This window comes from Leptotrichia sp. oral taxon 218 (genome assembly GCF_018128225.1).
Classification (GTDB): domain Bacteria; phylum Fusobacteriota; class Fusobacteriia; order Fusobacteriales; family Leptotrichiaceae; genus Leptotrichia.
Window position 1 is genome coordinate 120,267 of the sequence record NZ_CP072377.1, and the last position, 21,935, is coordinate 142,201.

Sequence of the window (21,935 nt, forward strand, 5' to 3'; positions counted from 1 at the left end):
ATTACTGGAAGAGAAAGGGATTTTATGAAAGAAGGGAAACTGAAAAAAATTATAAAAATAGACTGGACAATATTTTATTCCAAACCGAGAATACAAATTTTAGGAATTTTAATATTTTTGGATATAATGTTGCTTTTCACAGTTAAAAAAGAAATAGAAAAAGGATTTAGCGTATCTTCTGTTTCGACTTCAATAGTCTTATTTATATTATTTATCTTGTTAAATGGATTATTTATTTTTTATTATAAAAATAAATTTCCTAATATAGAATTTTATGATGATTATTTTATTTTCAAAAAAGAGAAAGTGTATTATGAAAATTTAAAATATTTTTTCTTTAAGGATAATAGAGTATTTCAAATGAAGAAGTTTTCTAAAATTTTGTATAAACCTGATGGTGGTAATTGGAAAAAGATAGATGGAAGCGGGTATGATTATGACTTATTTTCAGTATTTCAAAAATGTTTTTTAGAAAAAAATTTTTCAAAAGCAGTAGAAAATATTGAAAATGGCGGAGTTGAGATTTTTCCATTTCAAAATCAAGGTTTTGTGAAAAATAAATTTTTATTTTCAAGTGAAGAAGGATTACAGGAATTGACTCAGATTTTTGAAAGTTCTCCTAAAATACAAGTATCGAATAAGTCTGTAACATTTGATAATGAGATTTATGATTGGGAAAATTATAATATTGAATTTGAAATTGGCACAATTACAGTAAGTGATTTGAAAAAGAATACGATTCTTGAAATTGAAGCTAAAAATACAGTGATTTGTCAGGAAATTTTATTAAAAAAATTAATAGAAAATTTTGATAAAAAATATCCTAAATTCTATTAGAAAATAAGAAAATTTAGAAAGTGAGAAAGGGAAATTTTGATGAAAAGATGCTTGTCAGGCTTATTAGGAATTATTTTGTTATTTTTTGTAATGACAATTGTTTATTGCCTATACTGTCTTTTTAAAATATTTGTTAATAAATACATACCTTTTTTTGAAGCGCTGATTTTTTTAGGGATATGTAGTGGTTGGACATATGGATTAAATAGATATGATAAAAAAAATTTTGAAAAAGAAAAAGATAATAGTAGAAGCAGATTTGCACCAAAAGAAAAGAAAGAGCCTTCAAATAAAGAATTACTGTCAGCCCTTTTTCTCGCATATATTCCAGCAATTATAACAATTTATCTTGGAAATGCGACTGAACTGGCATATTTTATAAGTTCAGCTAAGAAAACAAAATTTACAGCAGAGTTTTTTTATTCGTTAAATGAAATTTTTAATCAACAATTTTTTTACAGAAATTTATTAATAATATCAGTAACTTTTATAATATTTGGGACTTTTTTTAGTTTTAGAGTAGTTACAGAATATATGAAGAAGAAAAAAGAAGAGCTGGAACAATAGAATAATTATTAAAGATAATTGTTTAATAAAATTTTTGAAGGAGAGGCAATTATGAATTTTATTACCGTAAAAAATTTGAGTTTTAAATATCCTAATGGTACAGAAAATGTACTTAATGATATTTCTTTTAAAGTTGAAAAAGGAGAAAAAGTAGCAATTATTGGACAAAATGGAGCTGGGAAAACGACATTAGTAAAAATGTTAAATGGACTTTTGAAACCGACTAGTGGTGATGTAATTGTCGATGAGTGGAACACACAAAAATATTCCGTAGCAAAAATGAGTAAAAAGGTTGGGTATGTTTTTCAAAATCCGATGGATCAAATTTTTCATAACAATGTTTATGATGAAATTGCTTTTGGTGCAAAAAAATTGAAGTTTTCTGAGGAAAAAATAAAAAAATTAGTGGAAGATGCAATGAAATTGACAAAATTGGAAAAATTTTCAAAGGAAAATCCGTATAATTTGCCATATTCGATGAGAAAGTTTGTTACGATTGCGGCTGTGATAGCGATGGATGTTGAGGTGATTGTGATGGATGAACCGACTGCAGGGCAAGATTTTAAAGGAATGAAAATTTTGCATGATTTGATTGATGAATTGCAAAAGAGAGGGAAAACGATTGTTACAATTACGCATGATATGGAATTTGTTGTGAATAATTTTGACAGAATAGTTGTTATGACAAATGGAAAAATAATCGCTGACGGAAATAAAAGAGAGATTTTTTGGAATTTGGAAGTTTTAAATAAGGCTATGTTAAAACAGCCATATATAAGTGACTTGGCACGAGAAATTGATTTAAATAAAAATGTCTTGTCAATTGAAGAATTTGTGGAAAGTTATTAGTTTTACTGGGGGTGAGAGTGTGAGTTCATATTCTTTGCTTTACAAAAATATTGATGAAATAAAAATTAAAGGAGTTACAAAAACAAATCTTCCAAAATTAAAAAAATTAGGAATTTTTTCACTTTATGATTTGTTTTATCATTTTCCGAGAGCTTATGAAAATAGAGATAATTATAAAAAGATAAACGAAGTTTTGGACGAGGAATTTGTCATTTTAAAAGGGACGATTGTAAATATTGTAAGTAGATTTGCTAAAAGAGGAATGGTGATGGTATCGGCGGTTTTGAGTGATGAGACTGGAATGATGGAACTTCTTTGGTTTAATAATCGGTATGTTAAAAGCAATGTAAAAGTTGGAAATGAAATTATGGTTTACGGAAAAGTTAAAAAAGGGATGAAAATGCAAATTATAAATCCTGAATATAAAAAAATTGATGAAAAAAGTTTTGAAATAAAAAAAGAAAATCAAATTTTGCCAATTTATCCGTCAACAGAATCTTTAAGACAAATTTCAATAAGAAAAATTATTGAGGATGCACTAAATAATTATGGATATTTGCTTTATGAAAATATGCCAAATGAATTTTTGAAAAAAGAGAAAATTATCGGCAGAAAAGAAGCAATGTTAAATATTCATTTTCCAGAAAATGAAAAGAAAAAAGAACAAGCTCAAAAAAGATTTATGTTTGAAGAAATTTTGCTTTTGGAAATGGGGATTTTGCAAAATAGATTTCAAAGTGAAAAAAATAATAAAAATGTTTATAAATTAGAAGATAAAAAAAGTCTTGTTTCAAAATTTATAAAAAATTTACCTTATGAACTTACAAAAGCACAAAAAACTGTGATAACGGAAATTTATAAAGAATTAAAAGCTGGAAAAATTGTAAATAGACTTATTCAAGGTGATGTCGGTTCAGGAAAAACAATTGTTTCATTTGTAATTCTTCTCTATATGATTGAAAATGGCTATCAAGGTGCGATAATGGCGCCGACAGAAATTCTTTCAATTCAGCATTATTTGGGAATTATAGATGAATTTTCAAAACTTGACATAAGAGTTGAGCTTTTAACGGCAAGTGTTAAAGGGAAAAAAAGAGAAAAATTACTTAATGAGATAAAAGAAGGACTTGTGAATATTGTGATTGGGACGCATTCTTTAATTGAAGAAGATGTGGTTTTTAAAAATCTTGGATTAATTGTAATTGATGAACAGCATAAATTTGGAGTAAGACAGAGAAAATTACTAAGAGATAAAGGAAATCTGGCAAATCTTATAGTTATGAGTGCGACTCCGATTCCCCGTTCTTTAGCGCTTACGATTTATGGAGATTTGGATGTTTCAATAATTGATGAATTGCCGAGCGGTCGCTCTCCAATTAAGACTAAATGGATAAAAGATGAAATTGAAAAACAGAAAATGTATGATTTTATCGACAGAATGATAGAAAAAGGAAGACAAGTTTATATTGTTTCACCGCTAATCGAAGAAAGTGAAACTTTGAATGTAAAATCGGCTCAGGAAACTTTTGAAGAATACAAAGATATTTTTCCTAATAGAAGAATAGATATTATTCACGGGCGACAAAAATATAAGGAAAAACAGGAAGTTATGGAAAAGTTTAAAAATCATAAAATTGATATTTTGGTGTCGACAACCGTCATTGAAGTTGGAGTGAATGTGCCAAATGCTACAGTTATGGTAATTCGGGATGCACAAAGATTTGGACTTTCGTCACTTCATCAGTTAAGAGGTCGTGTTGGTAGGGGAAGCCATAAATCTTATTGTTTTTTGGAATCTCAAACGAATAATGAAGTTTCGGCAAGAAGACTTGAAGTTATGGAAAGTACAACGGATGGTTTTAAAATTGCAGAAGAAGATTTGAAACTGAGAAATTCTGGAGAAATTTTGGGGATAAAGCAAAGCGGTGTGTCAGATATGGTTTTTACTGATATTGTAAGAAATGTTAAAGAAATTAAAAAAGTTCACGATTTTGTCATTTGGTATTTGGAAAAAAATAATGGGCAAATTGAGAATGAGTTTTTGAAAATGGATATTTATAAAAAGTTTTTTCGTGCAGAATAAGAGTAAAATTATAAAAAAATAGTGTTTTTTATAATAGAAAAGGGTCTTTATCCCTTGTCAAAAAAATAAAAAATAAGGAGAATTTTGTGAAACAGTATGTAGCGGATTTTGGGCTGTTAATAGTCGGAATATTATGGGGACTTGGGTTTGTATTTGTAAAAATCGGTTTAAATACGGGAATTAATCCATTTTATCTATCGGCGCTGAGATTTTTAGTCGGTGGAATTTTGTTTTATTTTGTTTTTTTTAAAAAGATGAAAAAATTTAGGAAAAAAGATATTGTTGCTGGACTTGTTGTCGGTACTTTTCAATTTTTGGGCTACGCTTTTCAAACTTATGGCGCAATGATTACGACGGCTAGTAAAAACGCATTTTTCACTTCGATAAATGTGATCGTCGTGCCATATATCTTTTGGATTTTACATAAAAAAAAGCCTAAAATAATGACTTTTATTAAATAGTGCAAGAACACTCGCGACTTTAGTCGTGAGATGAATTGTACGAAAATTTTAGTAAGCATATAGGGAAACTTGTATGTAGACACGGAGCAAAACCGTGCAACAAAGAAACTGAATTGCTGGGAACTCTTAAAGCTAGTATGACCACAACATAATACCTAGGTAATAATATATGGTATAAGTGTGATGGTGGCGAAAGCAGAAAAAATATACTAGATGGTGCAAGGTTAAATCCTAAACATTATGATAATAGACAATCAGCAGCTAAGCCTGAAAAGGAAAGTTCAACGGCTATCCCTCGTGAGGGGAGTACAATACAAGCGATAGGTATTGGAAGTGGTTTCGCCTAAGTCCTTGAAATAGGATATGGATAAGATATAGTCTGTGCTTGTTAGAGATAACAAGAAGTTCATGAGAGAACTGCATAAGTAGTAGCGCACTTATGTGAACGACGCTTCCCGCTGTTGTGGGGTTTTAAAAACTTTAAAAATATTTAAAAAATATTACTTTTTAATAGATAAAATGTAGGATATATAGTATAATATCTCTGATGAAAAGGAGGTGATATCTATGTATTTAACTTTAAAACAACAGGTAAAACATCTTAGTAAAAAGGAGTTTAGAAATTTAAAATATTTGTGCCATATAGCTAAGAATTTAAAGAATCAGGCTACATACAATGTTAGACAATACTATTTTAAAAATAAAAAGTATTTAAGTTATAACGAAAACTATAAGATGCTTAAAAATAGTGAGAACTATAAGAAGTTAAATTCCAATATGGCTCAACAAATTCTAAAAGAAGTAGACGGAAGTTTCAAATCATTTTTTGGACTTTTGAAACTTGCTAAGAATGGTCAATATAATTTTAAAGATATAAAATTACCTAAATATCTTGATAAAGATGGTTTTATAACTCTTGTTATAGGTTTTGTTAGATTAAAAGATGATATTCTGATAGTTCCTTATTCAAATTCGTTTAAGAAAACTCATCAGGAAGTTAAAATTAAGCTGCCACCAGTATTGAAAGGTAAGAAGATAAAAGAAATTAGAATAATACCAAAACAACATTCTAGGTACTTTGAAATTCAATATACTTATGAGATAGAAGAAATTCAAAGGGAATTAAATAAAGAAAATGTACTAGGAATTGATTTAGGTATAGATAATCTTTGTACTTGTGTTACAAATACTGGAGTTTCATTCATAATAGATGGTAGAAAATTAAAATCAATAAATCAATACTATAATAAGACAAATGCAAAATTACAAAGTATAAAAGATAAGCAAAAGATTGAGCGAACAACATTAAGACAAAAGAGAATAGCTAGAAAGAGAAATAATCGTATAAATGATTATCTTTCAAAATCAGCAAGAATAATTGTAAATTATTGTCTTAATAATGATATAGGAAAAATAGTTCTAGGATATAACGAGAATTTTCAAAGAAATTCAAATATAGGAAGTATAAATAATCAAAACTTTGTAAATATACCATATGGAAAATTAAGAGATAAATTAATATATCTATGTAAACTATATGGAATAGAATTTAAACTGCAAGAAGAAAGTTATACATCAAAAGCAAGTTTCTTTGATGGAGATGAAATTCCAATATATGATAAAGAAAATCAAAAAGAATATATATTCAGTGGAAAAAGAATAAAAAGAGGACTATATCAAACAAGCACAGGTAAAATCATAAATGCGGATTGTAATGGAGCATTAAATATATTAAGAAAAAGTAAAGTTGTGGACTTAAATGTCCTATACAATAGAGGTGAACTGAACACACCTAAAAGAATAAGGGTGGTGTAAAGCTATCAAACTTCTTAGAAAATTTTTAAATATTTTTAAAGATTTTAGAACCCTGCGACTTTAGTCGTGGGAGGTTCAGTTGTTCGATTATTTGTATAATTGGAATCGGAGTCATAAGTTTTGATAAAAATTTAAATTTGTCTGACATTAATTTTGGAGATATCTTGACAATAATAAGTGCAGTATTTTTTGCATTTCAAATAGCAACAACTGGATTTTTTTCAAGAAAAGTTGAGCCGTTAAAATTAATTTTTTTGCAAATGATATTTGCTGGAATTTTATTTGTAGTAAATTTTTTTATTTTTTCAAATCCTAAAGAAATTTCAGATTTAAAAGGAATGGCGCTGATTTCAGTCGGTTATTTGACAATATTTTCCACAATAGTTCCAACACTTTTGCAAACAGTCTGTCAAAAATTTACAACTTCGACACGAGCTTCACTTTTAATGTCAACAGAATCTTTATTTGCACCAATTTTTGCGTTTTTTTTGCTAGGCGAAATTCTAAGCTTGAAGGTAATTATTGGAGCTGGAATAGTTTTATTTTCGATAGTTTTGTCAGAAATTTAAAAATTATAATTAAAAAAATTTGACTTTTTTGAAAAAATATTATAAAATTAATTATAATGATTACAAAATTAGAATAATTTTATATAAAAAATTAAAAATTAAAATTTGGAGGTAAGAAATGGACTTTAGCTTGAATTTAGGTGTTTTAGATGAAGGAAAATTACAAAAAATTGACGAAAATAAACTTTACGATGTGGCTGTTATTGGAGCTGGACCAGCAGCGGTCTCTAGTGCAATTTATGCGGCTCGTAAAGGATTAGCTGTTGCGATGGTTGGAGTAAAAGTTGGAGGACAAGTTTTGGATACGAATGAAATTGCAAATATTATAGGAACTGTGTCTACAACTGGAAGCAAATTTGCTGAAACTTTACACAGCCATTTGAAAGAATATGAAGTTGCGTTTAAAGAAGGGCATGTTGTAAAAGAAATTTCGATTGATGGAAAAGATAAAGTTTTTGTAACTGATGACGGGAAAAAATATAAGACAAAAACTATTATTTTGGCAACTGGTGCAAAACCTAGAAGTCTAAATATTCCTGGGGAAGCTGAATATGTTGGAAAAGGAGTGCATTACTGTTCAACTTGCGATGGGCCTTTTTACAAGGGACTTGATGTTGCTGTAATTGGTGGTGGAAACTCAGGTGTGGAAGCTGCGCTTGATATGTCAGGAATTGCAAAAAATGTCACTTTAATTGAATTTATGCCAGAATTGAAAGCTGACAAAGTTTTGCAGGAAAAATTGGCACAGCGTGAAAATGTGAATGTAATTTTAAATTCAGCAACTACAGAAGTTTTGGGAACAGAATTTGTAGAAAAATTAAAATATAAAAATCGAGATACAAATGAAGAAAAAGTTTTGAAATTAAACGGAGTATTTATCGAAGTAGGACTATCTCCAAATAGTGAAATAGTGAAAGATTTAGTTGAATTGAATAGAGTGGGGGAAGTTGTGATAAATCCAGAAACTAACGAAACTTCATTAGAAGGAATTTTTGCAGCTGGAGATGTTACAAATGTAAAACGAAAACAAATAATTATTGCAATGGGAGAAGGAGCAAAAGCAGCACTTTCTGCATTTGATTATTTAATTTCAAAATATTAATAAAATTTTTTAGACTTATGAAGTTTTTCATAGGTCTTTTTTTTTTTTTTTTTGATAAAATTTCTAATAATATAAAAATTTACTTTAAATATTTTATTTCGTTTTAAATTTTTACAGATTCAGTATACCTAAATTTTAATTTTTATTTAATTATTGACAAAAATAAAAAATAATATATAATAAATGTATTAATGTAATTTTATATAAAAAATTGATTATAAGGAGATTATTTAAAATGAAAAAACTTATCTTATTGGGAACAATTATCGTATCGCTTGCATTAAAAGCTGGATACTTAGAAGAGGGAAAATTGTATTATGCAAATAAAAATTATTTAAAAGCTGAAGAGATGTTTTTGAAAGCTGTTCAAGAAGGTAATGTTGAAGGTATGAATTATTTAGGTAATTTATATTATAAACAAGAAAAATATGACAAAGCTGAACAAATTTATTTAAGTGCCGTTGAAAAGGGAAATGATAATGCTATGAAAGATTTAGCAATGTTATATGAAGATCAAAAAAAATTTGATAAAGCTGAAAAGATGTATTTAGAAGCTGTTAAAAAGGGCAATTCTGATGCTATGTACAATCTGGGGCTTTTATATTATAAGCAAGGAAAATATGATAAAGCAGAAGAAATGTATTTAAAAGCAGCTCAAAAGGGAGATGAACTAGCTATGAACAATTTAGGAGTTTTATATAGACAACAAAATAAAGAAAAAAAAGCAGAAGAAATGTTTCTAAAATCTAGTCAAAAAGGTTATCTTGGAGGTACATATAATTTGGGGTCTTTATATGAAAAACAAAAAAAATATAAGAAAGCTAAGAAATATTTTAAAATGGTAATAGATTTAGGAAATGAAAATGATCCAATGACTAAAGAAGCTCAAGAAGTCTATAGAAAACTAGTGCAGGCAGGATACTAATAAAATTGAACAAATTTTAAAGATAAAAAGTTTTTAGTTGTTATCATAAATTATTTTACAATATTCAAATAATAATTAAGTGTAAATTTTTCTACTTGCTAAATATTTAAAATTATGCGATAATTTAACATATATAATTTGGATTTTAAAATGGAGGACTGAAAATGAAAGAGAGAATTGTTATAACTGTTATTGGAGCGGATAAGACAGGAATTGTTGCAAATGTATCAACAAAATTAAGTGAGTTAAAATTAAATATTATTGATATAACTCAAAAAGTTTTTGAAGATAATATTTTTGCTATGATAATGTTAGTTGAAGTTGAAAAGAATGTAGATATTAAAAAATTGCAGGAAGAATTTAAAGTTTTTGAAGGAAAAATCGGAGTAAAAGTATTTTTGCAGCATGAAGAAATTTTTAAAACAATGCACAGAATATAATTTTAGAAAGAAAATTAGGAGGAAAATATGAATTTATTACCAGACGAAATACTGGAAACAATAGATATGATAGAGATGCAAAATCTTGATGTGAGAACAGTTACAATGGGAATCAGCCTGTTAGACTGTATCGAAACATCGGCTGAAAAAACAGCTGAAAATATTTACAACAAAATTGTAAAAAATGGAAAAGATTTGGTAAAAATTGCAGATGAAGTGGCTAGTAAATACAATGTGCCAATTGTAAATAAAAGAGTTTCAGTTACACCAATTGCAATAATTGGAAATGCTACAGATGCGACTGATTACACTATTTTTGCAAGAGCATTGGATAAAGCTGCAAAAGAAATTGGAATTGATTTTATTGGTGGATTTTCAGCGCTTGTTGATAAAGGGTTTACAAAAGGAGATTTGAGATTGATAGAAAGTATTCCAGCTGCACTTTCTCAAACTGACCGTGTTTGCTCTTCAGTAAATGTCGGTTCAACAAAATCAGGAATTAATTTAGATGCAGTAAAAATGATGGGAAAAACTGTAAAAGAATTGGCAAATCTTTCAAAAGAAAGCGATGGTTTAGCTGCTGCAAAATTTGTTGTATTTACAAATGCTGTGCCTGACAATCCTTTTATGGCTGGAGCATTTCACGGCGTAGAAAATCCTGATATTGTATTAAATGTAGGAATAAGCGGACCTGGAGTTGTAAGACACACACTTGCAAACATTTCAAAAACTGCTAAAATTGATGAAATTACAGAAGCTATTAAAAAAGTTAGTTTTAAAATCACAAGAATGGGAGAATTGGTTGGAAGAGAAGTTGCAAATAGACTTAGCGTTGAATTTGGAATAATAGATTTATCACTTGCACCAACTCCAGCGGTCGGAGATAGTGTGGGAAATGTGTTAGAAGAATTTGGTTTGGAAGCTGTTGGAGCTTATGGGACAACTTTGGCACTTGCAATTTTAAATGATGCCGTTAAAAAAGGTGGAGCTATGGCTGCGACTCGTGTTGGAGGATTGACAGGAGCATTTATTCCAGTAAGTGAAGATCAGGGAATGATAGAAGCCACAAGTAAAGGACACTTAAATCTTGAAAAATTAGAAGCTATGACTTGTGTTTGTTCAGTTGGACTTGATATGATAGCAATTCCTGGAGATACGACAGAAGCTGTTATTTCTGGAATAATAGCTGATGAAATGGCGATTGGAATGGTAAATAGTAAAACTACGGCAGTAAGATTGATACCAGTTCCAAATAAAAAAGCCGGAGATAGAGTCGTGTTTGGAGGACTTTTGGGAGAAGCTGACATAATTGACATAAATAATTTAGATTGCTCAGTTTTAATTAACCGTGGTGGAAAAGTTGCACCTCCAATTCAAGCTTTAAAAAATTAATTTATTTATTTGTATATAAAAATTATTTAAATATTTAAAAAGATAATATCAAAAGAGAAAATTTTTTAAATAATTTTCTCTTTTTATTTTTAAGTGAACTACTTCTGATTATAGAAGTTGGAGACTTCTTGCTATCTTTTTGTTAAAATTTAAAAAAAATTATTTGAATAAAAAATAAAAAAATAGGAGATAAAAGTGAGAAAAGTAAAACTTTTAATAATACTTTTTGGTATAGTTCTGAATACGAATATTTTTGGTGCAAAATTAATCTATACTAATGAAAATACAAAAGTATCCGATTACGATGTAAAAGAAAATGTTGTAAAATATCAAAAAAATGAGTATAAAAAAGGTCAAACTTACTATGCCATAACTGATAATACAATAGGTTATGATAATTGGGAAGAAGAAGTTGGAGGCGAGATGCCACGAACATATCTTCCTAAAAATTGGGAAAAAATAGGAAAACATCCATTAAAAGATCAGGAAGGTGGTGACCATACAACACTTGTTACGAAAACTTTTCTTGAAACGACAGGACTTGATGCGAGTCAAGTGGTAAACTACGGCGCTGAAAATGAATGGAATATGTTAGAAGGAATATTTTCATACAGTACAAGTACATCGTATTACTCTCCATATATGCTTACAAGCAATGCGTGGTATTTTGGAAATGTAATAAATGAAACACTTTTAAATAACTATATGCCAAGAGTTGCAACAACAAACACAGACGACAGAAATTTATTGATAATTGCTCTTCCGAATGCTGTAAAAAAGGAAAATGGATCTGATGCTGAAGTACTGCTTAATGATGCGACTGCCAAACTTTCTTTATATAGTGATGAAGTTGCAAAATTATTTAGAAGTCAGAGAATAATGGTAGATGCTGCAAATTGTTTTGTTTATGGGAAAAAAAATGTGACAAATTCTGTTTTGCTAAATGAAAGTTATAGAGGTAAAAGAATATCAGATTTTTCAAATAGATGTACAATGTCGCAAATGAATGATGAAGTTGGAGCAGATGCATTATATGCACGAGGTAATACAGTAGTAGCACTTGGAAATATATATAGCAAAGTAGATGAGTCAAATAAATTTGGAACAAGTTTTGCAACACCTAGAACGGCTGGATATGCGGCAATTATTTTGAATAAATTTAAGGGACTGACTTATCATCAGGTTAAAGAAATTCTTTTGACTACGGCTTATCGTGAAAAAGACAGGCTTGACAATCAGATGGGCTGGGGAATTGTGGATATTAGAAAAGCGCTTAATGGTCCGACAAATTTGAATGCGGGGCTGATTGAAGAAAATAAATTTTATACTGGGATGTATGATAAAATTTTTAATAAAGAAAGCAATGATATTTATTTTTGGGCAGAACCTGAAACTGACTGGGTCTGGACTAATGATATAGACAGTGGATTAAGTGACAAGCCAAGCGGAACATCAACTTATATTATGGCTTTGGATAAGGATGACAACAGTATAACAGGAAAAGTGACAATACAAAATTATTTGTCAAGTGAAGAAAACTTTTACAAGGAAACTAGTAAATATGTGCCAGGACTTAGAAAAGCCGGGAAACATAAACTGACCATAACCGGAGATTTGCTTTATGGCGGAGAAACTCAAGTTTTGGAAGGGACGCTAAAACTTACTGGAAATATACCTGACAGTACAATAGTTGTCTATGAAGGGGCTACTCTTGAACTTTGTGGAAATGCAAATAAAGTTGTGCTTGCCAGCGGGAAAATTGAAGCATGTCCAAGCGCTAAATATACACTTGTGAACGAAGATAGGGAAGATATTGAAGTAAATAAGAAAAAAGTGATTGATATTCCAAAACTTTTTTATTTTACTCAAAGCAACAAAATTGAAACTAATAATTTTAAAGACTATGATAAATATAATAAGTTTTTAAATAAGCATTATTATCACATAAAAAGCAATTATAATTTTGGAAAAATGCCTAAAGATGAATTTTTTGGAGGGAAAAATCAAGTTTATGCACATGATTATTCTTATAAATTAACTGGAAAATGGGATTTTACTGATACTTATGAATTTTATAAATATATGAATGAAAAATAAAATAATAGATTAATAAATTAATACTATTTTTTATAAAAAAGTTTTTATAAAAAAAAAAGATTTATTATAAATTCTAAATTAACAAGGGGTTTTTACCCCTTGCCATAAAATAATTAAATTTCTTCTTTCAATTTTTTCATCAAAGCCTGACAGCCTTTTGTGACATCAGCAAATGTCTGCTCAAAATCCCCTGTAAACCAAGGATCGGCAATATCACGGCTTTCATTCGCATATTCCAAAAGTCTTTTAACTTCTCCTGCTTTTCTTCCATTTATAAATGAATTGATATCTTTTATATTATTTTCATCCATTCCAATGATATAATCGGAATCCAAATCTGAGTCTTCAAGGGTTCGAGAGTACATTCCAGCAGTTGAAATTCCCTCTTTTTTCAATCTTTCACGAGTTCCGTGATGAACAGGATTTCCGTGTTCCCAAGAACTTGTTGCCGCAGAGTCAATTATAATTTTATCTTGCAAATTCTCATCTGCAACCATTTTTTTAAAGACAGCCTCAGCCATTGGAGAACGGCATATATTTCCAAGGCAGACAAATAATACTTTTTTCATTTTTTCTCCTTTTGATTTTATTTTTATTTTTCATAAATTAAATTTTCCGTTTTAAAATCATAAATTTTAAAAATAAAAAATAAAATTAATTGTTGTAGGTTTCGCAACGGTTCAACCAGCCTCTAAGCCATCTTTGCTCATTTTTAGCGCCAGAATTTTTTACTCTTCTCTCAAGCACAGATTTTGCCGACTGGCTAAATTCTTCAAGTGCCGCTTTTCCAGTTTGAGAACCCTTCATATTTTCCAAAACTTGCAGCAGTCCCCAGCCTTGTCCATTGTAAGTTTCTGATGGCGAAATTCCCTCACCTTTGAAATTTACATAGTCAATTAATGGATATAAGCCATTTGGCGAGTTTGCAACACGGTAAAATTGCTTTTTAACATTTTCTTTATTTTTTGCAACTTTTAACATTTTTTCCAGCGAATCTTCCAGACGGTTGAAAATAAATTCAATTTGTGTATCCTGCGTGTTGTAAAGAAAATTAATCAGTTCGGTAATTTCTGGATTATTATTTTGTTTTAATTTCAAAAACTCTTCTCGGCTTTTCCAAGGTGCAAATTTGTTATCTTTAATAATTTTTGGCAATTCAATATTTTTAGATTTATAAAATTCCACAAGTGGCGGAAAACTTTCTTCAAATTTACCTTTTTCATTCTTTTTATACCAAATAAAATGTCCTATTCCAAGTGACGGGAAATTCTCTCCGCTATTCCAAACAACCAAGTCATTCTTTTTCCCAGCGGCTTCATTTTGAAAAATTCTTTTAGCCACACGGTTAAGTTCTTCTTTTGAAATCGACAATTTTGGTCTTTCACTTAAATTTTGAGAGTTTTTATTTTTATCTTCATTAATATTAATATTTTTAGTTATATTTTTATTTTGATTTAAGTTATCTGCCTTTTTAATAACTTTTTTCACATTTTCATTTTTTGCTTTTGGCGATTTTTTAAAAAATCCAAAAGATGTCAAGGAAGCTATTAGTGCTCCAAGTAAAATAACAGTTTTCATGAAATTCCTCCTTTTTTAGTAATTTTATCATATTTTCAGGATTTTATAAAGTGAAAAAATTATGAAACTTAATTCAATTAATTTTACAAATGACTTCAAATTTCTAAATTTTTGTGATATTATTTTGATAAGAAAAAAGATTAAAAGGAGAAAAAAATGGAAAGAATAGCAAGTTTTACAGTAGATCATAAAAAATTAAATAGAGGAATTTATGTATCAAGAATTGACGAAATTAACGGAAATTACATCACAACTTTTGATGTGAGAATGAAGCTGCCAAATAGAGAACCAGTTATAAATATTGCAGAACTTCATACAATCGAACATTTAGGAGCAACATTTTTAAGAAATCATCCAACTTGGAAAGATGAAGTTGTATATTTTGGACCAATGGGTTGCAGAACAGGATTTTATGTAATTTTGAAAGGAAAATTAGAATCAAAGGACATCATTGACTTAATGAAAGAACTTTACAAATTTATGGCAGAATTTAAAGGCGAAATCCCAGGAGCAACTGCAATTGAATGTGGAAACTATTTAGATCAAAACTTGGCAATGGCTAATTTTGAGTCGAAAAAATTTTTGGAAGAAACTTTGGAGAATTTGACGGAAGCGAATTTGGTTTATCCTAGATAGAAAATATTATGAGCATCTTTAAGAAGTATTTAAAAATAAGGTGGTAAAAGGATGGAAGAACTAAATACATTTGAAAAAACTTTACCAGATAAATTGGATTTTCTAATTAAATTGAAGCAATTCGTGAGTTTAGAAAAAAATAGTTTGGAAAAAATTAGTTTAGCAGTTATTTTTTTAGAATTAATGCAGAAAAATGGAAAAAGTGCAGAAATAAAAAAGATTAATGGACTTGAATATGTTTATGAAAATTTAACAGGATATTATTTTTTAGTTAGCTCAAAAAAATCAGGAAATTGTTATGATTATATTATAAAAATTTTTCATGAAAAGTTATTTCCAAATGGAGTAATTGATAAAATAATAGGAGATTATTTTTCTTTTGATAGTATAAAAGAAAGAGCAGAATATTTGTTAAGTAGATGGATAAAAATTGGGAAATTAGATTTTTATGTTTCATTACTGGATTTTGAAAATATAAATTTAAAAATGGAAAAATTGAAAGTTGAAAATAAATGGAAATTAATTATATATGAAAATATAAAAACTTCATACATTAAAGATTATTATTTGGATACAGAAGAAGCACTGTATTGTGATATTTTTTTGGAAAAATTAAAAATAGAACCTTTGTATGATAAAATTCAATATAATGAATTTTTGAAAAATATATCTCCTTTATTGAAAAAGGAATTATTAGATATAGCTGAAAATTATGAAATTGAAATATTAGTTGATAAATATCCAATTACAAATAATAAAATGCAATTTTTAGATGATGAAATGGATATTTATATTACTAAAAATGATTCAAATATGCATCCTTTGGAAAGTTATCCTGAAATATATTTTAGAGATACAGTGAATTCTTGGAAAAAATGTGAGTTTATGAAAAGCCGAAAGCAAAAAATATTTATTCTAAATATAGAGCTTAGTGATGAAAAATGGGAAAAATTGCCAGAATTTAGGATAATGCCTAAAATAGAGCATAAAAATGTATTCCCACCTGTTTTTAAAAAAATAGAAAATAATATTTTCGATATAGTTTATATTCCTAGAGAATGTGATGATGATGACCTTGGATTTAGTATATCAGAAGAATTATTAAAGAAAATGATAGGATTGGGTTATGATGTTGAAATTATAAGTAATAAGGATAGGTTTTTTAATACGCATTCACCATATAAACTAAAAACGGAAAAAGATATTTTATGGGTTTATGATTATGAAAATAATTGGTATATATTGCCGCTACTGGATTTTGATACATTAGAACGAAAAGTTATAGATGGAGAAGTTATAACATACACGACTACCTCTGTACAAGTATATCATGAAAAATATTGTCCAGACGGGAAGTTGTATTTTCAAAAATCAGAGATAAAAGATTATGGGATAAGCGATGCAATTCATTTGGGATTTGGTGAGTGGGTTGTTAATGAATATCAAAAGCTGATTGAAAGTTATAAAAGTAAAATTTAAGTATCTAAATTAACAAGGAGGAAAAATGCCTTACATTTTAAAAGAAGAAAATATCGAAGAATTTTTGAGAAAATCAGAAATGGATGAATTTGAAGAAGAGGATTTTGGAGAATTTTATCCCGATGATTATAAAATGGTTGATAAAAGTGGAATGTTTGAGGATTTTAGGTTTAAATTAGTTGTTTTGGAAAGTTTACTTGGGAAAAATGCGAGTTTTGTTGATGAATTTAAAGAATTTACTGAAAAATTAGAAGAAAAATATGATGATTATGTTTTTGAAATTGGAAATTTTATTAATCCTGTTATAATTGAACCAATTTTGAAATTTTTAGAAAATGTAAAATTGACAGAAGAAGATTTAGAAAAAGTAGATGAAATTTGTATTGGTGGTGGACTTGAAATTTATGGTATTCTTTGTCCAAATTGGGATGGAGAAGATGAATTATTTGAAATAAAAAGTGTAAAAGGATTTGAAAAATTGAAAAATTTGAAAAAAGTAATTTTTATCTCTTGTTGTGATGAGGAATTGCTAGATGAATTTAGAGAAAGTGGAATTGAAGTTGAATAAAATTAAATTTAAAAGTTATAATTTTTTAGATTTTTTCAAAAAATTTAAAATAGAAAAGGAGATTTATGAAAAAAATATTGATTTTATTTTTAGTTGTTTTTTCATTAAATTTTTCATTTGAATTAAAAAAAGAAAATTTAAAAATTGTAAAAAATAAGAGTTTAAAAATATCGGAAGAAGAAATGAAAAATCAAAGTGAAAAAATTGTTGAAATTTTTGATAAAGAAATTTCAGATAGGATAGAAAGTAAAAATAAGGGTATAGGATATTCGGAAAATACTAATTTGGAAACTGGTGAAAAAAATTTTAAAGTGAATGTACCTAATGTTTTGATGAATAACAAAGTTTATGAAAAAACAATTTATAAAATTGAAAAAATTAATTTTATTTCAAAAAATAAAGTAGAAATAATTTATACAGAAAAATTACCGAATATTTTTAAAATTATGTTTTCTGAAGAATTTAATAAAATGCTAGAAGATAAAGTTTCGAAAGAATTGGGATATAAATTGGATAAAGAAAAAATTCAAAAATTATCCGATGAAGAAAGACTGAAAGCAAATGTAATAATTTTATCTGAATCTCAAAATGAAATGCTAAAAAGATTGGATAATAACCAATTTGAATATATGAATGAAAAAACGAAAATGATTTTGGAAAGAAAGAAAAAAGAATGGGAATATAAAAATGAAGAAACATTAGAAAATGATATTTTTGATTCTTTGTTTGAAAATTTTGGAAAATAATTTGAATAAATGAGGATGAGGTATGAGTAAATGAAGAAGATGTTAATGTTATTTTTACTAACAGCAAGTCTTGGATTTTCAGAAAATTACAAGGTTGAAGTTAAGCCTAATGTGAAAATTCAGCAGTCAGAAATTGAAAAGAACAATTTGGAAATTGAAAAAGTTTTTTTGGAAAATACAAAACGAGATACTCTTGAAGGAATAAAAGAGGTTGACAATCAGATTGCAGAACAAAAAGATGAATTAGGAGCAAGATTTTTTGGCGAAATTTTGAAAGAATATATGAGAAATATGGAATATCGTATTAAGGAGATAAATTATAATTCTAGTTCAAGTGCAGATTTAAAATTTGTTTTAAAAGCACCTAAATTAAATTTTAACTCTCTTTTGGAAGTTGAAGACCAAGAAAAAATAAATAAAACATTTGAGCAAAAAACTGGAAAATCAATAAAATATTTGTCAAATGTTTCAGGGGAAGATTTTCAAAAGAAATGGATGCCAACTTTGATAGATATAATATCAAAAACGGTTTCAGATAAAATTAAGGATATAAAAGAATTTGATGAAAAAGAAGGAACTGTTGAAGCGACAAAAATTAATGGAAAATGGAATATTATAATGAATAATTTAAAATAGAAAATTTTAGAAAATTAATAAGATTGGAATTTTTTAACATAAAAATTAAAAATTTTTTGTAACAAAGGAAGGATTGAAATGGCAAAAATAATAGACACACATACACACATTTACGACGAGCAATTTGCAGAAGATTTTGATGAAGTTGTGGAACGGATTGAGGAGCAATTGGAAAGTGCTGTTGTTATTGGGTGTGATTTGGAAACTTCGCTTACGAGTGTGGCTCTTGCGAATAAATATCCGTTTATTTATGCGGTGATTGGAGTTCATCCTGTGGATATTAAGAAGTATAATGATGAAGTGGAAAAAGAGTTGGAGCGATTGGCTTTGAATGAGGAAAAGGTTGTTGCGATTGGGGAAATCGGACTGGATTATCACTGGATGGAAGATCCGAAGGATGTTCAGATTGCTGGATTTAGAAAGCAGATGGAACTTGCTGAAAGAGTGAAAAAGCCTGTTGTGATTCATACGAGGGAAGCGTTGCAGGATACGATTAATGTTTTGAAGGAATATCCGAATGTTGGTGGGATTTTGCATTGTTATCCAGGATCGCTTGAGGCGGCAAAACCACTTTTAGATAGATATTATATCGGAATTGGCGGAACTTTGACATTCAAGAATAATAAAAAGACGAAAGAACTTGTGAGAGAACTTCCTTTGGAAAAGATTGTCCTAGAAACAGATTGTCCATATTTGACGCCAGTTCCTTTTAGAGGGAAAAGAAATGAGCCGATTTATACAAAATATGTGGCACAAGAAATTGCTAGAATTAAGGAAATTTCAGTGGAAGAAGTTATAAGAGTAACTACGGAAAATGCGAAGAAAATTTATGGGATAAAATAAATATAAAAAAAATCGAATATAAAAAAATATATTCTGATTAATCAAATAAAAAACTAATATTTATATGTTAGTATTGAATGTTAGTAATGAACTTATTCAATAATTTTATTTTTTTATAAAATTTTTTCTAAAGTGAATTTTAAAAGTTATAAAAAGTTATAAAAAAATTGCAAAAATTTGTAAAAAATATAAAAAATATAAAATAAGTTTACTAAAAGTAAAAATTGAAAAGAGGAAAATTAAAAGAATGAAAATGAAGAAAAAAATATTGTTTTCAATATTATTTTTTGGAGTATCTTCGATGGCTATTGCGGAAGATTATTCTGACTACAAGGCACTTTTGGTGGGAGATATAAATGGAAATATAATTAAAGAGGACAATAGTAGCACAGTTAGACCACTAGCATCTGTAACAAAAATTATGACTGTCATTTTGACAATGGATAAAATAAAAAGTGGACAGATTTCTTATGACACTAAAGTTACGGTTTCGGCAAAAGCGGCAAAAGTTCCTTATGGGGTGACTTTAGTTGCGGGAAAACAGTATACAGTAAGAGATTTATTGAAAGCGACAATTATAAAATCATCAAATAATGCAGCTTATGCACTAGGAGAATTTGTTGGAGGAAATATTCCAAATTTTGTAAATATGATGAATCAAAAAGCACAACAATTTGGGTTGTATTCATTAAGATATTGCTCTCCAAATGGATTGCCACCTAGTTATACGGGTTCTTGCATGGATCAGGGAAATGCCAAAGATTTATATAAATTGGCGCAAATTGTAGTAAAAGATTACAGCGACTACTTGAATTTCTCAAAAAATAAAGTGGATTACATCGACAATGGAAATACAAAAGTTTCTTCAACAAACACTCTTTTGGGAAATGTCATTGGAGTTGATGGATTAAAGACAGGTTATCACGACGCAGCTGGGTCAAATATTGTACTTACAGCAATTCGTGACGGAAATAGAATGATTACCGTAATTTTAGGTTCTGCTCATGCTAAAGATAGAAATGCAATTGGAGCTAGAGAAATTAATGAGTATTATGCAAACGGATATGGTCAAAATAATTATGCGCAAAATGCAAATACAAATAATATAAACAATGAAAATAACAACAATAATAATAATTCGCAAAACAAAGGAAATAAAGTTTCTCAATTTTTCAACTCATTATTTGGAAAAAATAATGATGGAGCGAAAAAAGTAAAAGCGGTTAATAAAAATGATGTGGTTGCGATAGTAAAAATTGGAAATGACAAATTTAATTTGTATCCGACAGAAGATATAGAAATTGAAGCGGATAAAAAACCATATTTGAAATATAGCATAACATTAAATCCTGGTATTTCTAGAGATAGTAGAGGTCAAGTTGTTGGAACTTATACTGCGACAGATGGTGTGCAAACTTTTAGAGGTAATCTGATAATGAAATAAAAAAATAAAAAATTTATGAGCTGTGTCTGCAGCTCAATTTTCTATTTTACAAAAAAAATAAAATAAGGAGAAAAAATAAATGTCAATTGGAGTATTTGATTCTGGAATTGGTGGACTTACCGTTTTGAAAGAAATTAGAAAAGTTTTACCAAATGAAAAAATATTTTATTTTGGAGATACGGCGAGAGTTCCGTATGGAGAAAAAACGAAAGAGCTGATAACTAGATATTCAAAAGAAATTGTGGAATTTTTGCTGGACAAAGAAGTTAGTGCGATTGTAGTTGCTTGTAATACAGCTACAGCATTGGCTTTGGAAGAATTAAAGAAAACATTTAAAATACCAATAGTTGGAGTTATAAAAGCTGGAGCAAAAACTGCGATAAATACGACAAAATCTGGAAATATCGGAGTTATTGGAACGAAGGCAACTGTGAATTCTAAAAGATATGAAGAAGAAATAAAAAAATTGAGTAAAAAAAATATAAAGGTTATTGAAAAGGCTTGTCCATTATTTGTTCCTGCGGTGGAAGAAGGAATTTTGGACGGAAAACTTGTCGATCAGATTATAAAAACATACTTAGATGATTTTGAAAAAGGGATTGATACGCTTATTTTAGGATGTACTCATTATCCGCTGCTAAAAAGTGCGATTGGAAAAATTTATACTGATTTAAATATCGTTGATCCTGCGAGAGAAACTGCACTTGATTTAAAAGAAATTTTGGAGGAGAAAAATTTATTAAAAAATGATGCAACAAAAAATAGAGAAGTTAAATATTATGTAACCGATGGGAAAGATAAATTTAAAGAAATTGGAATTATGTTTTTGGATGAAAATATTGAAAAAGTTGAGTTGGTAAAACTTTAA

The 21,935-nt window shown here is 28.4% G+C and carries 23 protein-coding genes; 21 read left to right on the forward strand and 2 right to left on the reverse strand.

Annotation, left to right across the window (positions count from 1 at the left end; translation table 11 throughout):
- Window positions 1–24: 24 nt before the first annotated feature.
- From J5A73_RS00610 to J5A73_RS00670, 13 genes are all read left to right on the forward strand, one after another.
- The gene (locus J5A73_RS00610; protein ID WP_211615710.1) at window positions 25–837 is read left to right on the forward strand and encodes a hypothetical protein; all 813 of its coding nucleotides are present in this window, start codon (window positions 25–27) and stop codon (window positions 835–837) included.
- A 39-nt stretch (window positions 838–876) separates the two neighbouring features.
- Window positions 877–1,404 carry a hypothetical protein gene (locus J5A73_RS00615; protein WP_211615712.1) on the forward strand — a complete coding sequence of 176 codons (528 nt, stop codon included), beginning with the start codon at window positions 877–879 and terminating at the stop codon, window positions 1,402–1,404.
- A gap of 51 nt (window positions 1,405–1,455) precedes the next feature.
- Entirely contained in the window at window positions 1,456–2,253 is a 798-nt protein-coding gene (locus J5A73_RS00620) for an energy-coupling factor ABC transporter ATP-binding protein (RefSeq protein ID WP_211615714.1), read from the forward strand.
- Between the two features lie 19 nt (window positions 2,254–2,272).
- Window positions 2,273–4,336 carry an ATP-dependent DNA helicase RecG gene (recG, locus tag J5A73_RS00625; RefSeq protein ID WP_211615716.1) on the forward strand — a complete coding sequence of 688 codons (2,064 nt, stop codon included), beginning with the start codon at window positions 2,273–2,275 and terminating at the stop codon, window positions 4,334–4,336.
- Window positions 4,337–4,422: 86 nt separating this feature from the next.
- A complete protein-coding gene (locus J5A73_RS00630) occupies window positions 4,423–4,797 on the forward strand; it encodes an EamA family transporter (protein WP_211615718.1) in 375 nt (124 codons plus the stop codon).
- A gap of 35 nt (window positions 4,798–4,832) precedes the next feature.
- A complete protein-coding gene (locus J5A73_RS00635; RefSeq protein WP_211615720.1) occupies window positions 4,833–4,949 on the forward strand; it encodes a MarR family transcriptional regulator in 117 nt (38 codons plus the stop codon).
- Between the two features lie 415 nt (window positions 4,950–5,364).
- The gene (locus J5A73_RS00640; protein ID WP_211615721.1) at window positions 5,365–6,612 is read left to right on the forward strand and encodes an RNA-guided endonuclease TnpB family protein; all 1,248 of its coding nucleotides are present in this window, start codon (window positions 5,365–5,367) and stop codon (window positions 6,610–6,612) included.
- Window positions 6,613–6,776: 164 nt separating this feature from the next.
- Window positions 6,777–7,181 carry a DMT family transporter gene (locus tag J5A73_RS00645; RefSeq protein ID WP_249069316.1) on the forward strand — a complete coding sequence of 135 codons (405 nt, stop codon included), beginning with the start codon at window positions 6,777–6,779 and terminating at the stop codon, window positions 7,179–7,181.
- A gap of 118 nt (window positions 7,182–7,299) precedes the next feature.
- Window positions 7,300–8,283, forward strand: coding sequence for an FAD-dependent oxidoreductase (locus tag J5A73_RS00650; RefSeq protein ID WP_211615723.1), 984 nt, complete (start codon window positions 7,300–7,302; stop codon window positions 8,281–8,283).
- 235 nt (window positions 8,284–8,518) lie between these two features.
- On the forward strand, window positions 8,519–9,208 hold the full coding sequence (locus tag J5A73_RS00655) for a lipopolysaccharide assembly protein LapB (RefSeq protein WP_211615725.1): 690 nt from the start codon (window positions 8,519–8,521) through the stop codon (window positions 9,206–9,208).
- A 164-nt stretch (window positions 9,209–9,372) separates the two neighbouring features.
- On the forward strand, window positions 9,373–9,648 hold the full coding sequence (locus J5A73_RS00660; RefSeq protein WP_094079336.1) for an ACT domain-containing protein: 276 nt from the start codon (window positions 9,373–9,375) through the stop codon (window positions 9,646–9,648).
- Window positions 9,649–9,675: 27 nt separating this feature from the next.
- Window positions 9,676–11,040, forward strand: coding sequence for a PFL family protein (locus J5A73_RS00665; protein WP_211615727.1), 1,365 nt, complete (start codon window positions 9,676–9,678; stop codon window positions 11,038–11,040).
- A gap of 195 nt (window positions 11,041–11,235) precedes the next feature.
- Complete coding sequence (locus J5A73_RS00670) at window positions 11,236–13,137, forward strand: S8 family serine peptidase (protein ID WP_211615729.1); 1,902 nt, start codon at window positions 11,236–11,238, stop codon at window positions 13,135–13,137.
- A 113-nt stretch (window positions 13,138–13,250) separates the two neighbouring features.
- Here J5A73_RS00670 and J5A73_RS00675 read toward each other — a convergent pair whose 3' ends face one another.
- Together J5A73_RS00675 and J5A73_RS00680 are read right to left on the reverse strand one after the other, a co-directional pair.
- Complete coding sequence (locus tag J5A73_RS00675) at window positions 13,251–13,706, reverse strand: low molecular weight protein-tyrosine-phosphatase (RefSeq protein WP_211615731.1); 456 nt, start codon at window positions 13,704–13,706, stop codon at window positions 13,251–13,253.
- A gap of 85 nt (window positions 13,707–13,791) precedes the next feature.
- Window positions 13,792–14,715: a hypothetical protein gene (locus tag J5A73_RS00680; RefSeq protein ID WP_211615733.1), complete on the reverse strand. Its 924-nt coding sequence runs from the start codon at window positions 14,713–14,715 to the stop codon at window positions 13,792–13,794.
- Window positions 14,716–14,871: 156 nt separating this feature from the next.
- On the opposite strand from J5A73_RS00680, the gene J5A73_RS00685 reads away from it, so the two are divergent.
- The 8 genes from J5A73_RS00685 (at window position 14,872) to murI (ending at window position 21,935) form a co-directional block, all read left to right on the forward strand.
- Window positions 14,872–15,351, forward strand: coding sequence for an S-ribosylhomocysteine lyase (locus J5A73_RS00685; protein WP_211615735.1), 480 nt, complete (start codon window positions 14,872–14,874; stop codon window positions 15,349–15,351).
- A gap of 51 nt (window positions 15,352–15,402) precedes the next feature.
- Window positions 15,403–16,830 (forward strand): hypothetical protein, encoded by a 1,428-nt coding sequence (locus J5A73_RS00690; RefSeq protein WP_211615737.1) that lies wholly within the window; start codon window positions 15,403–15,405, stop codon window positions 16,828–16,830.
- Between the two features lie 25 nt (window positions 16,831–16,855).
- Window positions 16,856–17,398, forward strand: coding sequence for a hypothetical protein (locus J5A73_RS00695; protein WP_211615739.1), 543 nt, complete (start codon window positions 16,856–16,858; stop codon window positions 17,396–17,398).
- 65 nt (window positions 17,399–17,463) lie between these two features.
- On the forward strand, window positions 17,464–18,144 hold the full coding sequence (locus J5A73_RS00700; protein ID WP_211615741.1) for a hypothetical protein: 681 nt from the start codon (window positions 17,464–17,466) through the stop codon (window positions 18,142–18,144).
- A 30-nt stretch (window positions 18,145–18,174) separates the two neighbouring features.
- Window positions 18,175–18,780 carry a hypothetical protein gene (locus tag J5A73_RS00705; RefSeq protein WP_211615743.1) on the forward strand — a complete coding sequence of 202 codons (606 nt, stop codon included), beginning with the start codon at window positions 18,175–18,177 and terminating at the stop codon, window positions 18,778–18,780.
- A gap of 78 nt (window positions 18,781–18,858) precedes the next feature.
- Complete coding sequence (locus tag J5A73_RS00710; RefSeq protein WP_211615745.1) at window positions 18,859–19,623, forward strand: TatD family hydrolase; 765 nt, start codon at window positions 18,859–18,861, stop codon at window positions 19,621–19,623.
- A 253-nt stretch (window positions 19,624–19,876) separates the two neighbouring features.
- Entirely contained in the window at window positions 19,877–21,067 is a 1,191-nt protein-coding gene (locus J5A73_RS00715; RefSeq protein WP_249069317.1) for a D-alanyl-D-alanine carboxypeptidase family protein, read from the forward strand.
- Window positions 21,068–21,146: 79 nt separating this feature from the next.
- Entirely contained in the window at window positions 21,147–21,935 is a 789-nt protein-coding gene (gene murI, locus J5A73_RS00720) for a glutamate racemase (protein ID WP_211615749.1), read from the forward strand.

Coding starts and splice junctions, on each gene's coding strand:
- J5A73_RS00610 (WP_211615710.1), top strand. CDS start 25: ATGAAAGAAGGGAAACTGAAAAAAATTATAAAAATAGACTGGACAATA.
- J5A73_RS00615 (WP_211615712.1), top strand. CDS start 877: ATGAAAAGATGCTTGTCAGGCTTATTAGGAATTATTTTGTTATTTTTT.
- J5A73_RS00620 (WP_211615714.1), top strand. CDS start 1,456: ATGAATTTTATTACCGTAAAAAATTTGAGTTTTAAATATCCTAATGGT.
- J5A73_RS00640 (WP_211615721.1), top strand. CDS start 5,365: ATGTATTTAACTTTAAAACAACAGGTAAAACATCTTAGTAAAAAGGAG.
- J5A73_RS00650 (WP_211615723.1), top strand. CDS start 7,300: ATGGACTTTAGCTTGAATTTAGGTGTTTTAGATGAAGGAAAATTACAA.
- J5A73_RS00655 (WP_211615725.1), top strand. CDS start 8,519: ATGAAAAAACTTATCTTATTGGGAACAATTATCGTATCGCTTGCATTA.
- J5A73_RS00660 (WP_094079336.1), top strand. CDS start 9,373: ATGAAAGAGAGAATTGTTATAACTGTTATTGGAGCGGATAAGACAGGA.
- J5A73_RS00665 (WP_211615727.1), top strand. CDS start 9,676: ATGAATTTATTACCAGACGAAATACTGGAAACAATAGATATGATAGAG.
- J5A73_RS00675 (WP_211615731.1), bottom strand. CDS start 13,706: ATGAAAAAAGTATTATTTGTCTGCCTTGGAAATATATGCCGTTCTCCA.
- J5A73_RS00680 (WP_211615733.1), bottom strand. CDS start 14,715: ATGAAAACTGTTATTTTACTTGGAGCACTAATAGCTTCCTTGACATCT.
- J5A73_RS00685 (WP_211615735.1), top strand. CDS start 14,872: ATGGAAAGAATAGCAAGTTTTACAGTAGATCATAAAAAATTAAATAGA.
- J5A73_RS00690 (WP_211615737.1), top strand. CDS start 15,403: ATGGAAGAACTAAATACATTTGAAAAAACTTTACCAGATAAATTGGAT.
- J5A73_RS00695 (WP_211615739.1), top strand. CDS start 16,856: ATGCCTTACATTTTAAAAGAAGAAAATATCGAAGAATTTTTGAGAAAA.
- J5A73_RS00700 (WP_211615741.1), top strand. CDS start 17,464: ATGAAAAAAATATTGATTTTATTTTTAGTTGTTTTTTCATTAAATTTT.
- J5A73_RS00705 (WP_211615743.1), top strand. CDS start 18,175: ATGAAGAAGATGTTAATGTTATTTTTACTAACAGCAAGTCTTGGATTT.
- J5A73_RS00710 (WP_211615745.1), top strand. CDS start 18,859: ATGGCAAAAATAATAGACACACATACACACATTTACGACGAGCAATTT.
- J5A73_RS00715 (WP_249069317.1), top strand. CDS start 19,877: ATGAAGAAAAAAATATTGTTTTCAATATTATTTTTTGGAGTATCTTCG.
- murI (WP_211615749.1), top strand. CDS start 21,147: ATGTCAATTGGAGTATTTGATTCTGGAATTGGTGGACTTACCGTTTTG.